General features: G+C 66.2%; 12 protein-coding genes. 9 read left to right on the top strand and 3 right to left on the bottom strand.

Going from position 1 to position 13,553, the window contains the following annotated elements; translation table 11 throughout:
- Nucleotides 1-13 precede the first annotated feature (13 nt).
- Nucleotides 14-778 carry an AzlC family ABC transporter permease gene (locus HDC94_RS10040; RefSeq protein ID WP_179497179.1) on the top strand — a complete coding sequence of 255 codons (765 nt, stop codon included), beginning with the start codon at nucleotides 14-16 and terminating at the stop codon, nucleotides 776-778.
- Nucleotides 771-1,103, top strand: a complete 333-nt coding sequence (locus HDC94_RS10035; RefSeq protein WP_179497178.1) for an AzlD domain-containing protein — start codon at nucleotides 771-773, stop codon at nucleotides 1,101-1,103. Before HDC94_RS10040 ends, HDC94_RS10035 begins: the two co-directional genes overlap by 8 nt.
- Here the strand turns inward: HDC94_RS10035 and HDC94_RS10030 are convergent.
- The gene (locus HDC94_RS10030) at nucleotides 1,100-3,553 is read right to left on the bottom strand and encodes a DNA topoisomerase (ATP-hydrolyzing) subunit A (RefSeq protein ID WP_179497177.1); all 2,454 of its coding nucleotides are present in this window, start codon (nucleotides 3,551-3,553) and stop codon (nucleotides 1,100-1,102) included. The genes HDC94_RS10035 and HDC94_RS10030 overlap by 4 nt on opposite strands.
- A 54-nt stretch (nucleotides 3,554-3,607) precedes the next feature.
- Here HDC94_RS10030 and HDC94_RS10025 point away from each other — a divergent pair, with 54 nt between their 5' ends.
- Nucleotides 3,608-4,690, top strand: coding sequence for an alkaline phosphatase family protein (locus HDC94_RS10025; RefSeq protein ID WP_308495694.1), 1,083 nt, complete (start codon nucleotides 3,608-3,610; stop codon nucleotides 4,688-4,690).
- A gap of 10 nt (nucleotides 4,691-4,700) precedes the next feature.
- Here the strand turns inward: HDC94_RS10025 and sepH are convergent, their stop codons facing one another.
- Nucleotides 4,701-5,693, bottom strand: coding sequence for a septation protein SepH (gene sepH / locus HDC94_RS10020; RefSeq protein ID WP_179497175.1), 993 nt, complete (start codon nucleotides 5,691-5,693; stop codon nucleotides 4,701-4,703).
- Between the two features lie 209 nt (nucleotides 5,694-5,902).
- Here sepH and HDC94_RS10015 point away from each other — a divergent pair, with 209 nt between their 5' ends.
- Nucleotides 5,903-6,199: a DUF4193 domain-containing protein gene (locus HDC94_RS10015; RefSeq protein WP_179497174.1), complete on the top strand. Its 297-nt coding sequence runs from the start codon at nucleotides 5,903-5,905 to the stop codon at nucleotides 6,197-6,199.
- Here the strand turns inward: HDC94_RS10015 and HDC94_RS10010 are convergent.
- Nucleotides 6,196-6,663 (bottom strand): DUF3093 domain-containing protein, encoded by a 468-nt coding sequence (locus HDC94_RS10010; RefSeq protein ID WP_257021652.1) that lies wholly within the window; start codon nucleotides 6,661-6,663, stop codon nucleotides 6,196-6,198. The two genes, HDC94_RS10015 and HDC94_RS10010, sit on opposite strands and share 4 nt — an antisense overlap.
- 63 nt (nucleotides 6,664-6,726) lie before the next feature.
- On the opposite strand from HDC94_RS10010, the gene dut reads away from it, so the two are divergent.
- From dut to dxs, 5 genes are all read left to right on the top strand, one after another.
- Nucleotides 6,727-7,158 carry a dUTP diphosphatase gene (dut, locus tag HDC94_RS10005; protein WP_179497173.1) on the top strand — a complete coding sequence of 144 codons (432 nt, stop codon included), beginning with the start codon at nucleotides 6,727-6,729 and terminating at the stop codon, nucleotides 7,156-7,158.
- Between the two features lie 51 nt (nucleotides 7,159-7,209).
- Nucleotides 7,210-7,797 (top strand): DUF3710 domain-containing protein, encoded by a 588-nt coding sequence (locus tag HDC94_RS10000; protein ID WP_179497171.1) that lies wholly within the window; start codon nucleotides 7,210-7,212, stop codon nucleotides 7,795-7,797.
- Nucleotides 7,794-8,534: a DUF3159 domain-containing protein gene (locus tag HDC94_RS09995; RefSeq protein ID WP_179497169.1), complete on the top strand. Its 741-nt coding sequence runs from the start codon at nucleotides 7,794-7,796 to the stop codon at nucleotides 8,532-8,534. The genes HDC94_RS10000 and HDC94_RS09995 overlap by 4 nt, the downstream gene beginning before the upstream one ends.
- A 179-nt stretch (nucleotides 8,535-8,713) precedes the next feature.
- The gene (locus tag HDC94_RS09990; protein WP_308495693.1) at nucleotides 8,714-11,548 is read left to right on the top strand and encodes an aconitate hydratase; all 2,835 of its coding nucleotides are present in this window, start codon (nucleotides 8,714-8,716) and stop codon (nucleotides 11,546-11,548) included.
- Between the two features lie 9 nt (nucleotides 11,549-11,557).
- On the top strand, nucleotides 11,558-13,519 hold the full coding sequence (gene dxs, locus HDC94_RS09985) for a 1-deoxy-D-xylulose-5-phosphate synthase (protein WP_179497164.1): 1,962 nt from the start codon (nucleotides 11,558-11,560) through the stop codon (nucleotides 13,517-13,519).
- The last annotated feature ends 34 nt before the right edge of the window (nucleotides 13,520-13,553 follow it).

Below are 13,553 nucleotides of genomic sequence, written 5' to 3'. Positions count from 1 at the left end.
GGAGGCTGGGGCGGTGACTCATCCCGCGCACCAACAGCCCGATCTTCCTCCGAACCCCGCTCGGCTTCGCGCCGTTCGCCTTGCCGCGTTCCGTGACGCGGCGCTCGTCGTCCTCGGTTACATCCCGTTCGGTCTGGCCGCCGGTGCCGCTATGGCCTCGACGGGAGTTGATCCCCTCCTGTCGATCCTCAGCTCGCCCCTGATCTTCGCCGGAGCTTCCCAACTGGCCGCTGTCCAGCTTCTCGGTGCCGGCGCGGGAATCGCACTGGTGGCGGCCACGGTGGCGGTGATCAACGCCCGTCACCTGCTGTACAGCGCGGCACTCGCCCCTCACCTCGCCGACTGGACACGTGGGCAGCGCTTCGCGGCGGCGTACCTTCTTGCCGACCCCGTGTACGCCCTCGCTGCCGCACGGTGGGAGGCACCTGACGGTGGCGGGACGGCGAGTGAGAAGCGCGCCTACTACTTCGCGGCCGGTCTCACGTGCTTCGTCGGCTGGTCAGTTCTCGTCGCGATCGGGGTCGCGGTGGGTGGACTTATCCCCCCGTGGGTTCCGTTGGAACTCGCGATCCCCCTGACCTTCCTCCTGCTGGCATTGCCGCTGATCCGGGATGTTCCGGCCGTCGTCGCCGCGTCCGTGGGAGGCCTCGCGGCTCTCGCTGCCAACGGGCTGCCGATGGGTGTCAACATCCTGGTGGGCGCTGCGGCGGGCATCCTCGCCGGTGCTCTGGTCATGGGTGCCCGGAGAGACGAGACGGGGGAGACGGCTCATGCATGAACTGCTCGCGATCGTCTCAGCCGGTGTCGTGACGTTCGTGACCCGCGTCGTCTTCCTCATCGACAAGCGCATCCGGCCGCCGAAGAGCGTCGCGCGTTACCTTCCCCTGATCGGACCGGCGGTCCTCGCCGCGATCGCGGTTCCTGGCATCCTCGCGCCTCGCGGCGAACTGGCGTGGGCGGACACCATTCCCGCTCTCGCCGCAGCTGTCGTCAGTTGGTTGCTCTGGCGGATCAGCAAGCAGGTGTGGGTTGGCCTGATTGCGGGACTCGTCGTGTGGTGGGCAATTCTCGGCCTGCTCGCAGCTCTCGGTGTCGTGCGCTAGACCTGTTCGCCGATGGACCCGACGACGCCCTCGAGAGGGGAACCGGAGCCATCGCGCTTCGACCCGGACTCCGGCAACTGGCGAACGCTGCCGTCCGGCCCGACGGCAAGAGCGGGTGCTGCGCCCACCCAGGCAAGGGCAAGCACGTCCTCGCCCTTGAGGAAGGCGTGGGCTCGGACACCACCGGTAGCTCGCCCCTTGCCGGGAAACTCCGTGAAGCTTGAGAGCTTGGCACGTCCCGGATCCGTACCGGCGATGGTCGCGGTGGAGGTGGAGACGGTCGCGACGACCGTATCCACGGTCGGATCGATGGTGCCGAAGAAGATCGCCGTCGCCTTCGACCCCAGGTTGATCCCCGCCATTCCACCAGCAGCAAGGCCCTGTGGGCGTACCGCGGAAGCCGAGAAGTGCAGGAGCTGGGCATCCGACGAGACGAAGACCAGTTCGCGGGAATCGTCGCCCTGGGCAACCCCGATCACCTCGTCGCCCGGCTTGAGGGCGATGACCTCGAAATCGGGTCGGCCGGGCCATCCGCCGGGGGTGACCCTCTTGACGACACCCTGCCGGGTGCCCAGCGCGATCGGCTGGTCGGAGTCGAGCGAGACAAGACCCAGGATGCGCTCCTTGGGGCTGAGCGCGAGGTAGTCGTTGATCTTCGCGCCAGCGGCGAGCTGGATCGAGTTTGCTGGAACGCTCGGCAAGTCGACTGCGGTGAAGCGGATGAGCCGGCCACTCGCGGTGACCGCGCCGATCTCGGTCCGACTGGTTGTCATCACACGCGAGCGAATGGCATCGTGCTTGCTGCGCCGCCGGACTCCTGCGGGCGTCTGCTCCTCGCCCACGTCCACCCGGATGGCGCGACCCGTCGTCGACAGCAAGACCTCGCACGGAGCATCCGCGATCTCGAGCACGGGTGCGGTCTTGCTCCGTGAGGAGACGGACGCCACCGAAGGGCGAGCCTCGGTGAGGAGGGTACGGCGAGGTGTTCCGAAGCGCTCTGCGACTTCCTCGAGCTCGTCCGACACGAGGGCCCGAATGCGGGCCGGGTCACCGAGGATCGCCTGGAGTTCCGCGATCTCCGCGCGCAACTTGTCGCGTTCGGCCTCGAGCTCGATCCTGCTGAACTTGGTGAGTCGACGCAGTCGGAGCTCGAGGATGTACTCGGCCTGCAACTCGCTCAGGTCGAACACATCGCGCAACCGCGCTCGAGCCTGCTCGCTGTCATCGCTCGTGCGGATGACCTGGATGACCTCATCGATATCGAGGATCGCGATGAGCAGCCCCTCGACAAGGTGGAGTCGTTCCTGGCGCCGTGCGAGTCGGTACTCGCTCCGCCGTCGCACCACCGAGAGCCGGTGATCCAGGTAGACCTGCAACATCTCACGCAGGCCCAGGGTGCGCGGCTGGCCCTCGACGAGCGCGACATTGTTGATCGAGAAGCTGTCCTCCAGCGGCGTGAGGCGGTAGAGCTGCTCAAGCACGGCGTCCGGGCTGAATCCCGTCTTGATGCCGATGACGAGTCGCATCCCGTGCTTGCGATCGGTGAGGTCCGTGACATCCGAGATGCCGTTGATCTTCTTCGAGTTGACGCCGTCCTTGATCTTCTCGATCACGCGCTCGGTGCCCACCAGATAGGGCAGCTCTGTGACGATGAGACCCGTCTTGCGGGCGGTGATCGATTCGACCGAAACACGGGCGCGGGTCTTGAAGGCGCCGCGTCCCGTGGCGTACGCATCCTTGATGCCGTCCAGGCCGATGATCGTGCCACCGGAGGGGAGATCCGGTCCCGGGACGAAGCTCATGAGGTCCTCGAGCGAGGCCTCGGGATGCTCGAGCAGATGCCGAGCGGCACCGACGACCTCGATGAGGTTGTGGGGCGCCATGTTGGTGGCCATGCCGACGGCGATACCGGAGGCGCCGTTGACGAGCAGGTTCGGGAAGGCTGCCGGAAGGACACTCGGCTGCATGAACGAGTTGTCGTAGTTCGGCACGAAGTCGACGACATCCTCATCGAGGTCGTCTGTGAGGGCGAGAGCAGCGGCCTGCAAACGAGCCTCGGTGTAACGCGGGGCTGCTGGCCCGTCATCGAGCGAGCCGAAGTTGCCGTGCCCGTCGATCAGGGGCACGCGCAGCACGAAGTCCTGGGCGAGACGCACCATCGCGTCGTAGATGGGTGCATCGCCGTGGGGGTGGAGCTTGCCCATGACGTCGCCCACCACCCGCGACGATTTCACGTGGCCGCGGTCGGGCCGGAGCCCCATCTCCGTCATCTGGTACAGGATGCGGCGCTGCACCGGCTTCAGCCCATCGCGGGCGTCCGGAAGAGCGCGCGAGTGGATGACCGAGTAGGCGTACTCGAGGAACGATCCCTGCATCTCGGTCGAGACGTCGACATCTTCGATGCGCTCGCCAGCAGGCACGACTGTGGGGGGATTTTCGGGGGTAGCCATAAGATTGCCCCCATGTTACCGGCGGCCAAACCTGATGCGCCGAGCCTTGCCGACGTGCTGGAAAGTTGCCTTGCCGCCGTTCAGGCGGGACCAGCCGTCATCGGTCTTCCCGCGGTGGATCGGGCGATCGTTGTGCTCGTCGACGGCCTGGGCGCGGAGGCGCTCTCCGCTCGAGCCGGGCACGCCAGGGCGCTCTCCGGTGCGCTGACCTCCAAGTCCGCCATCGTCGCCGGATTTCCCAGCACCACCGCCACGGCCATCACGAGCCTGACGACCGGCCTACGAGCCGGTGCCCACGGGATCGTCGGGTACTCGGCACTCGATCCCGCCCGCGACGCGGTGGTCAACCAACTCACGGGTTGGGGGCCGCATCTGGATCCGCTGGACTGGCAGAGGCATCCGACACTCTTCGAGCGGGCCGCGGCGGACGGCATCGCTGCGGTGGCGATCGGTCCCGAGCGATACCGGGAGTCCGGCTTCACCCAGGTGGCGCTTCGAGGGGCGAAGTACCTCGCGGGCGCGACGATCGACGACCGCGTCTCCCGCGCTATCGAGTGGCTCAGCACCTCCGGCCCGGGGATCGCGTACCTCTACGTGCCCGAGCTCGACGTCGCCGCGCATGCGAAGGGATGGACATCGGGGGAGTGGACTGCAGCGCTGGAGGTCGCCGACTCCGCACTACGCCGACTCGCCGATTCTCTCGGACCGCGTGAGGGGATGCTCGTCACAGCCGACCACGGCATAGTGGATGTTCCCCATCACGCCCACATCCTCGTCGACACCGCTCCCGAACTCCTCGAGGGCGTCCGTCACCTCGCGGGAGAGCCTCGCTGTCTCCAGCTGCATCTCGAGCCGGAGGCCAACGCCAGCGTTGTGTTCGACCGCTGGGCAGAATCCGAATCGGGACACTCCTGGGTGGCAACCAGGCAGGAGGTCATCGATGCCGGATGGTACGGACCCGTCGACGACACGGTCCGCCCGCGCATGGGAGACATCTTCATCGCCGCACGCAAGAGCGTGGCGTACTACGACTCACGAACCGCGGGTTCTTCGCGGAACATGGTTGGCCAGCACGGATCGCTGTCCCAGACGGAACTCCGAGTACCGCTCCTGCGGTTCGGAGCATTCGCCGCGTGAGCGAACTGCTCTACGCGGGATCCTCATCGGGACGTGCGCCGAAGACGATCTCGTCCCAACTGGGCATCGATGCACGGCCCTTCTTGCGCGCGGACGGCTGTGGCGCAGTGCTGCGCTGCGAGGAGTCATCCGCGGAGAAGTCCGTGAGGGGCACATCGATCACCCTGATGGCGCCCGTCGAGGGGTGAGCGGACCGCGACTCCGACTCGTCGAAGGTTGCGGCCTCTCGCTCGCCCCGACGTCGTCGAAGGGCCTCGAGGAGGTCGGCGGTCTGGTTGCCCTGTACGGGGTCCTCGACGCGAGCGCGTCCCAGGGGCACGGGGGCAGGTGCCGGTGTCGAAGGAGCATCGTCGTCCAGCGCGAATGCTCCGCTGTCGAAGCGCGGTGCGTCCGACTGGGTCTCGCCCGGTGCCACGGCGCGGAGGCGGGGAACGAGTCCACTCGCAAGCTCGCCCTGCTGGGAGAGGGTCACCGCTTCGTTGTTGAGCGGCACGAGTGACTGCTTGCGCGGGTCGAACTGCCAGCGTGCGTCGTGGTCGATCTGGTCGGCGACGAACGAGAGCTTCACGATCCAGCCGCCGCCGGTCTCCTTCCAGCTGGCCCATCGCTCGCCGCTTCCGGCGAGGCTCGCGAGACGCTGGCGGATGACGATGCCGAAGGTCGTCGGCTGAGCCATGGGGTCGTTGTCGGCCGCCGTCCTCACAGGCACGTCGAGAGCGGACTGCACGACGAACTCCCGCTCCGCGAGCACTGGACCCTCGAATCGCTGGATGTACTCGAGCGGCGCGCCAGTGATGGACGCGACATCCTGTGCGGACATTCCCGACCGGATGTGTGCCTGGATGTCCTTGGGCGCGATGCGACGTTCTGTGCCGGAATCCTGCTGTGGGTGCCGCAGCCGGGCCTGCATGACATCGTCGATGGGAATGCTGAAACGGGTGCCATCAGCGGATGCCACGACAAGCGAGGTGTCCTCCACCCCGATAACTCGCAGTTCTTGCATGCGGAACGACCTCCAGCCGTCAAGACTCGCGATAAGGATGGCACGGTGGTGGCCCATTTCCGGGGAATAGAAAGGGCGTGCCGCGAGTTCACTCAGGCGGTAACACGACGCCCGTTCAGTGGTTTGCTATTCCCCCGGGATTGATGCACACTGTCCCCGCCGTTTTCGATACGGAACTTTACGAGTGCTGAATACAGAAGTGGAATGGCATGGCAACCGACTACGACGCCCCCCGCAAGACCGACGATGATTCCGAGTCGATCGAGGCCCTGAAGGAGCGCGTCCCGGACAAGGCATCGGCCTCGATCGATGCCGATGACGCCGACAACCCGGGCAGTTTCGAGCTCGCGGGCGGCGACCTGTCCGACCTCGATGACCTCGATGTCGTCGTGCTGCCTCCGCAGGCTGACGAGTTCACCTGCGTGAGCTGCTTCCTCGTCAAGCACCGTTCGCAGATCGACCACGAGTCGAAGCTCGGACCCATCTGCCTGGAGTGCGCCGCCTAAGCGGTTTTGTTCGCGCTCGTCTTCGCCTCGCGGAGGGCAGCGGCAATCGTGTCGGGATGCCTCGTGGACACGAGCCAGTAGGGTGCTGGGTCCGCGGCATCCTCGATCGGTATTCTCACGACCGGGTCGACCCAACCGCGGATCAGCAGCCATGCGCGGGCATCCAGACCCGGGCCCCTCTCCTGGCGGGCGTCCTCGCCCCGATGTGCAGTTGCCTCGCCCACCAGGGCCACAGGGATCCGGGCCTTGCCCGCGATGAGCTCGGTGTCGGTCACCCGAACCGTCGGCGAGGCGACGAGGAGAAGCGTCACGCAGCCGAGGTACAGCACCGCGGCGACAACGATGCCGGCCGTGTCGTTGATGGGCAGGAAGACGAGAAGGCTCGCGGGGATCACCAGCGCCACAGCGAAGAAGAGCCAGGGCGCGGGCCAGAGTCGTTCGTGGTACAGCGTCATGGAGTCCATTCGACCAGACTTCGTGCGGGTCAGCGACCAGGAGCATCCAGACTTCTGCACTAGCCTCGTCTCGTGGACTCCTCCGTCGACGTACTCATCGCGGCCGATTATGTGCCTGCCTACGCCCACCCGGGCGATGCTGGTGCTGACCTGCGTTCCGCCGTCGACGTCGTGATCGCTCCTGGTGAGCGATCCACGGTGCCCACCGGCGTCTCGATCGCCCTCCCCGACGGTTTTGTCGCGTTCGTGGTGCCCCGGAGCGGCCTCGCGGCCAAGCACGGCATCACGATCGTGAACAGCCCGGGAACGGTGGATGCCGGCTACCGGGGCGAGATCCGGGTGACACTGCTCAACACCGACGCCAGCGAGCCGTTCTCCATCGCGGCGGGGGATCGGATTGCGCAACTCATCGTGATGCCCGTCTCGCGTGCGCGATTCGTGCCCGTGGAGACCTTGCCCGGTACGCACCGGGGAGAGTCCGGTTTCGGTTCGACCGGCCGATGAGTTCCGTCCATGCCAGACCAGGCTTCGAAGATTTCAGACCAGGAGTAGATCGTGAGTGATACGGCGTCGGCTGCAGAGCAGCCCAAGTCCGCCCCGGCAGACCGCGCGAGTGCGGGTCCGCTGGATGAGGCAGAGGCCAACGCGGTTCGACCCTATGTCGACCTCGGCGGAGTGAAGGTTCTCCCGCGACCCGACCTCGCCCTGCGGCTTGAGGTGGAGGAGGGCAGCAAGCGCGTCGTGGCCGTGAGCCTCGATTACGCGGGCTCGACCCTCCAGGTGCAACCGTTCGCGGCGCCGCGGTCGAGCGGCCTCTGGCACGAGATCCGCTCGCAGATCATCGACCAGATCGGCAAGCAGGGTGGCACCACCACGCCACAGCAGGGACCGTTCGGCCCCGAGTTGCTTGCCGAGATCCCCGTTGCCGGTGCGGCGCCCCGCTCCGCCCGGTTCATCGGCGTGGACGGCCCGCGCTGGTTCCTCCGTGGCGTGATTGCGGGCGAGGGTGTGTCCAACCCGGATGCCGCGGCCAAGGTCGAGGACCTCTTCCGCTCGATCGTCGTTGTCAGGGGCAACACGCCCATGCCGCCGCGTGACCTGATTCCGCTGCAGATGCCGGCGACAGGAGCGCAGCAGGCGTGACGGACGAGAGGACCCCGGACCAGCCCTCGATCAGCGACGGGCTTGCCGCTGCCGCGAGGCGCTCTGGACTCGGACGAGTAGCTCCGGGCGAGGCCCCCTCATCGCAGGCCCTGCTTGCGGCCATGGGTGGGGTCCGCGGAATCGTCGAGTCGGTGCTGCCTGGGCTCGGATTCGTCGTGATCTTCGCCCTGACCCAGGACGTGCTCCCGTCCGTCCTCATTCCGCTGGGTCTCGCGGTGGTGTTCATCATCGCCAGGGTCGTCATGCGCCAGCCCTGGACGTCGTCGGTCGCCGGTGTGCTCCTGCTCGGGGTCTCTGCGGGTCTCGCCCTCATCACGGGTCGCGCCGAGGACAACTTCCTCGTCGGTTTCTTCATCAACGGGATCTTCCTCGTCGTGCTCGTCGTCAGTCTCGCCGTTCGCTGGCCGCTCATCGGTGTCATCGCCTCTCTCATCACGGGGGAGGGCACGTCGTGGCGGCAGGATCGCGCCAAGGTGCGCGTCGCGATCATCGCGACCGTGCTGTGGTGTGGTCTCTTCGGGGTGCGACTGGCAGTCGAGCTCCCGCTCTACTTCGCAGGCAATGCGACGGGCCTTGCGACGGCCAAGCTCCTGCTGGGCGTTCCGTTCTATGCGGCCATGCTCTGGGTGACGTGGCTCCTCGTCCGAACGGCGTGGAGTCGCCCGAAGGATGGAGTCGACGTCGAGGATCTGACGGACGAGTCGGCCGGGGACTGACACGGTCCCCGCGTACGGTAAAGTATCTTGATGTCGAGATACTTTGACCTGCGGGCTGGCAGCGCCAGCGACATCCAACGGTCTTAGGCTTACCTTGCTGGCAACGCCGCGACGCGCCCAGCGAGGATGTAGAAGTCGTAGCGCCAGCTCGTGACGCCATGCCAGCAAGGGAGACCATCGTGTCAGCAGTCAACAGCTTCGGTTCGAAGTCCACGCTTTCGGTGGGGGCAACAGAGTACGAGGTCTTCCGGATCGATACGGTCCCCGGCCACGAGCGGCTTCCCTTCAGTCTCAAGGTGCTGCTCGAGAACCTCCTGCGCACCGAGGACGGGGCGAACGTCACCAAGGCGCAGATCGAGGCGCTCGGTTCGTGGGATGCGGATGCCGAGCCGAACACCGAGATCCAGTTCACCCCGGCCCGCGTCGTCATGCAGGACTTCACCGGTGTCCCCTGCATCGTCGACCTCGCGACGATGCGCGAGGCAGTGACCGCCCTCGGCGGCGACCCCAACAAGATCAACCCCCTTTCTCCCGCTGAGATGGTCATCGACCACTCAGTGATCGCCGACCTCTTCGGCAGCGAGAACGCCCTTGAGCGCAACGTCGAGATCGAGTACGAGCGCAACGGCGAGCGCTACCAGTTCCTGCGGTGGGGACAGACCGCCTTCAATGACTTCAAGGTCGTTCCGCCCGGAACCGGCATCGTCCACCAGGTCAACATCGAGCACCTGGCCAAAGTCATCTACGACCGCGAGGTCGGGGGAGTCCTGCGCGCCTATCCAGACACCTGCGTCGGCACCGACTCGCACACGACCATGGTCAACGGTCTCGGCGTGCTCGGTTGGGGCGTCGGCGGCATCGAAGCAGAGGCGGCCATGCTCGGCCAGCCCGTCTCGATGCTCATCCCGCGCGTCGTCGGCTTCAAGCTCACCGGTGAGATTCCGGCTGGCGTGACGGCCACAGACGTCGTGCTCACGATCACGGACCTCCTGCGCAAGCACGGAGTCGTCGGTAAGTTCGTCGAGTTCTACGGTGCTGGCGTGGCATCCGTGCCGCTCGCGAACCGCGCGACCATCGGCAACATGAGCCCGGAGTTCGGATCGACCGCCGCGATGTTCCCGATCGACGACGTCACGCTCGACTACCTGCGGCTCACGGGTCGCAGCGAGGAGTCCGTCGCCCTCGTCGAGTCCTACGCGAAGCTCCAGGGCCTGTGGCACAACCCCGACATCGAGCCCGTGTTCAGCGAGTACATGGAGCTCGACCTCGGTACCGTCGTTCCCTCGATCGCGGGGCCGAAGCGCCCCCAGGATCGCATCCTCCTCTCGGACGCCAAGTCGCAGTTCGAGAAGGACATCCTCGGCTACGCATCCTCCTCAACGTCGGAGTCGATCGTCGACCTCGAGTCGAAGCACTCGTTCCCCGCCTCCGATCCCGGCTCGGTCCCCGGGGAGGAAGAAGAGGACACCCGCGAGGTTCACATTTCGAGTGGCGGCCCCGCCGCGGCATCCAACCCCGTCAAGGTGCACACGCCGGATGGTACGACCTACATGCTCGACAACGGTGCGGTGACCCTCGCCGCCATCACGTCGTGCACGAACACCTCCAACCCGTCCGTCATGCTGGCCGCTGGCCTTCTCGCTCGAAATGCCGTCGAGAAGGGCCTCAAGCAGAAGCCGTGGGTCAAGACGACGCTCGGCCCGGGATCGAAGGTCGTCACCGACTACTACGAGAAGTCCGGACTCGACAAGGCGCTCGAGGGCCTCGGCTTCTACACCGTCGGATACGGCTGCACCATTTGCATCGGCAACTCGGGACCGCTGATCGAGGAAGTCTCCGCCGCGATCAACAAGAACGACCTCGCGGTTACGGCCGTTCTCTCCGGTAACCGCAACTTCGAGGGTCGTATCAGCCCGGACGTGAAGATGAACTACCTCGCGTCGCCGCCCCTCGTGGTCGCCTATGCCCTCGCAGGGTCGATGCACTTCGACTTCGAGACCGACCCGCTCGGCAAGGACCAGGCGGGCAACGACGTTTTCCTCAAGGACATCTGGCCTTCTCCCGAGGAGGTGCAGGCCACGATCGACTCGTCGATCTCTCGCGAGCAGTTCATCAAGCAGTACGCAACCGTCTTCGACGGCGACGAGCGCTGGAAGAGCCTGCCGACTCCGGATGACGCGATCTTCCAGTGGGACGAGAACTCGACGTACGTGCGCAAGGCCCCGTACTTCGACGACATGACCATGGAGCTGACCCCGGTCACCGACATCACGGGCGCCCGCGTCATGGCCACGCTCGGCGACTCGGTCACGACCGACCACATCAGCCCGGCGGGCAACATCAAGGCGGGCACGCCCGCCGCCGAGTACCTGACCGCGCACGGAGTCGAGCGCAAGGACTTCAACTCCTTCGGCTCGCGCCGTGGCAACCACGAGGTCATGATCCGCGGCACGTTCGCCAACATCCGCCTCAAGAACATGCTCGTGAGCGCAGTCAACGACGGTGCTGTCGTCGAGGGTGGCTACACCCGCGACTTCACGCAGGATGGCGGCCCGCAGTCGTTCATCTACGACGCGTGCCAGAACTACCAGGAGGCTGGCATCCCGCTCGTCATCTTCGGTGGCAAGGAGTACGGGTCGGGTTCCTCCCGCGACTGGGCGGCCAAGGGCACGAGCCTTCTCGGCGTCAAGGCCGTCATCACCGAGAGCTTCGAGCGCATCCACCGTTCCAACCTCATCGGGATGGGTGTTGTGCCGCTGCAGTTCCCGGCAGGCCAGAGCTGGGAGTCGCTGGGTCTGGATGGCACGGAGATCGTGTCGATCACGGGCCTCGAGCAGCTCAACGAAGGCGTGACCCCCAAGACCGTCAAGGTCACGGCAACGCCCAGCGAGTTCTCGGCGCCCGGCAAGGAGACCGTGGAGTTCGACGCTGTCGTTCGAATCGACACCCCCGGTGAGGCCGATTACTACCGCAACGGCGGCATCCTCCAGTACGTTCTGAGGAGCCTCGTTTAGGCTGTGTGAATGAGCCTTCTCGAGGAGATCCGCGGTCCGCGAGACCTGGATGCCCTGACTATTGACCAGCTCGTCGAGCTCGCCGCAGAGATCCGTGAGTTCCTCGTGCGGGAGGTGTCGAAGACCGGCGGGCACCTGGGGCCGAACCTCGGTGTCGTCGAACTGACGATCGCCATGCACAAGGTCTTCGACTCGCCGAGCGATGCGATGATCTTCGACACCGGTCACCAGTCATACGTTCACAAGCTCCTGACCGGGCGGCAGGATTTCAGTCGCCTGCGGCAGGAGGGCGGACTCGCGGGCTACCCGCAGCGCTCGGAGTCGATCCACGACATCGTGGAGAGTTCTCACGCGTCGAGTTCGCTGTCGTGGGCGGACGGCATCTCTCGCGCGTTCACGATGACGGGCCAGGGAGACCGGCACGTCGTGGCGGTGGTGGGCGACGGCGCGCTCACGGGCGGTATGACCTGGGAGGCGCTCAACAACATCAGTGACGACAACAGTCGCAATCTCGTCATCATCGTCAACGACAACGGTCGCTCGTACGCCCCCACCATCGGCGGGATGGCGCACTTCCTCAACAACGTGCGCACACGGCGCTCGTATCGCAACCTGTACTCGACGACCCGCAAGCTGTTCGACAAGTTCGGCGGGCCCGGCCGTGCCCTGTACCGCGGTCTTCGTGGCGGAACGCACGGTTTCCTGGCCAGGTTCAGCAACAACGAGGCCCTCTATTCGAACCTCGACATCAAGTACCTGGGGCCGGTTCACGGCCACGACCTGCGCGCCCTCATCGAAGTTCTCGAGCAGGCGCGCGACTTCGGTGCTCCTGTGATCGTGCACGCGATCACAGAGAAGGGTCGTGGCTACCAGCCTGCGCTCCTCGACGTCGCCGACCAGTTCCACGCCGTCGGTCAGATCGATCCCGAGACGGGCGAGCCGGTCGAAGTGAGCAGCAAGCCCTCGTGGACGAGTGTCTTCGCCGACGAGATCGTCCACCTTGCCGACGCGAACCCCAGGCTCGTGGGGATCACGGCTGCGATGCTGCGTCCGACCGGCCTCCACCAGTTCGCGGAGAAGTACCCGCAGCGGGTGCTCGATGTGGGCATCGCGGAGCAGCATGCCGTGACATCCGCCGCGGGTCTCGCCTTCGGCGGCCTGCATCCGGTCGTCGCCGTGTACGCGACCTTCGTGAATCGCGCCTTCGACCAGATGCTGATGGATGTCGCGCTTCACAAGGCCGGAGTGACCTTCGTGCTCGACCGGGCCGGCGTGACCGGTCCGGATGGGCCGAGTCACCACGGCATGTGGGATCTCGCGATCCTGCAGGTCGTTCCCGGAGTGCGCATCGCAGCGCCACGCGACGCGACGCGACTGCGTGAAGAGCTCGGTGAGGCGGTCGCGATAGAGGACGGGCCCACCGTCATCCGTTTCTCCAAGGGGAGCGTGGGCAACGAGTTCGACGCTGTGCGCCGCACCGAGGACGGCGTCGATGTGCTCGTCGAGGCGCCGCACAAAGACGTTCTCATCGTGGCCGTCGGCTCGATGGTGAAACTGGGACTCGAGGTCGCGGAGCGGCTTGCGGCGCAGGGGATCGGGGCTACGGTCGTGGACCCGAGGTGGGTGGTCCCCGTACCCGAGAGCATCATCGGGCTCGCGGCTGAGCACCGGATCCTCGTGAGCATCGAGGACGGCGTTCGTGTGGGCGGCATAGGCACGCGTATCCGGCAGGATCTTCGGGCAGCGGGTGTCGACACTGCCGTCACCGAACTAGGTCTCCCGGATGAGTTCCTGGACCACGGAAGTCGCGAGTACATCCTCGATCAGGTGGGACTCACCTCGCAGCACATCGCGCGCGACGTCGTTGCACAGGTGCTGGGAAGCAAGATTCCGGTCGCTCGTCCTCTTCCCGCGGAGCCCCAGTCATCCGCCGCCCGGGAAACGTCGAACTTCGAGGAACCGCGCTCCTGAGACGACCGAAGGCCGGGTCACCGCTCCCTGAGGA

The sequence above is a fragment of the Leifsonia sp. AK011 genome (genome assembly GCF_013410945.1).
GTDB lineage: Bacteria > Actinomycetota > Actinomycetes > Actinomycetales > Microbacteriaceae > Rhodoglobus.
Note: the sequence above shows the minus strand (reverse complement) of the source record. Positions and strands in the feature narration are given on the sequence as shown.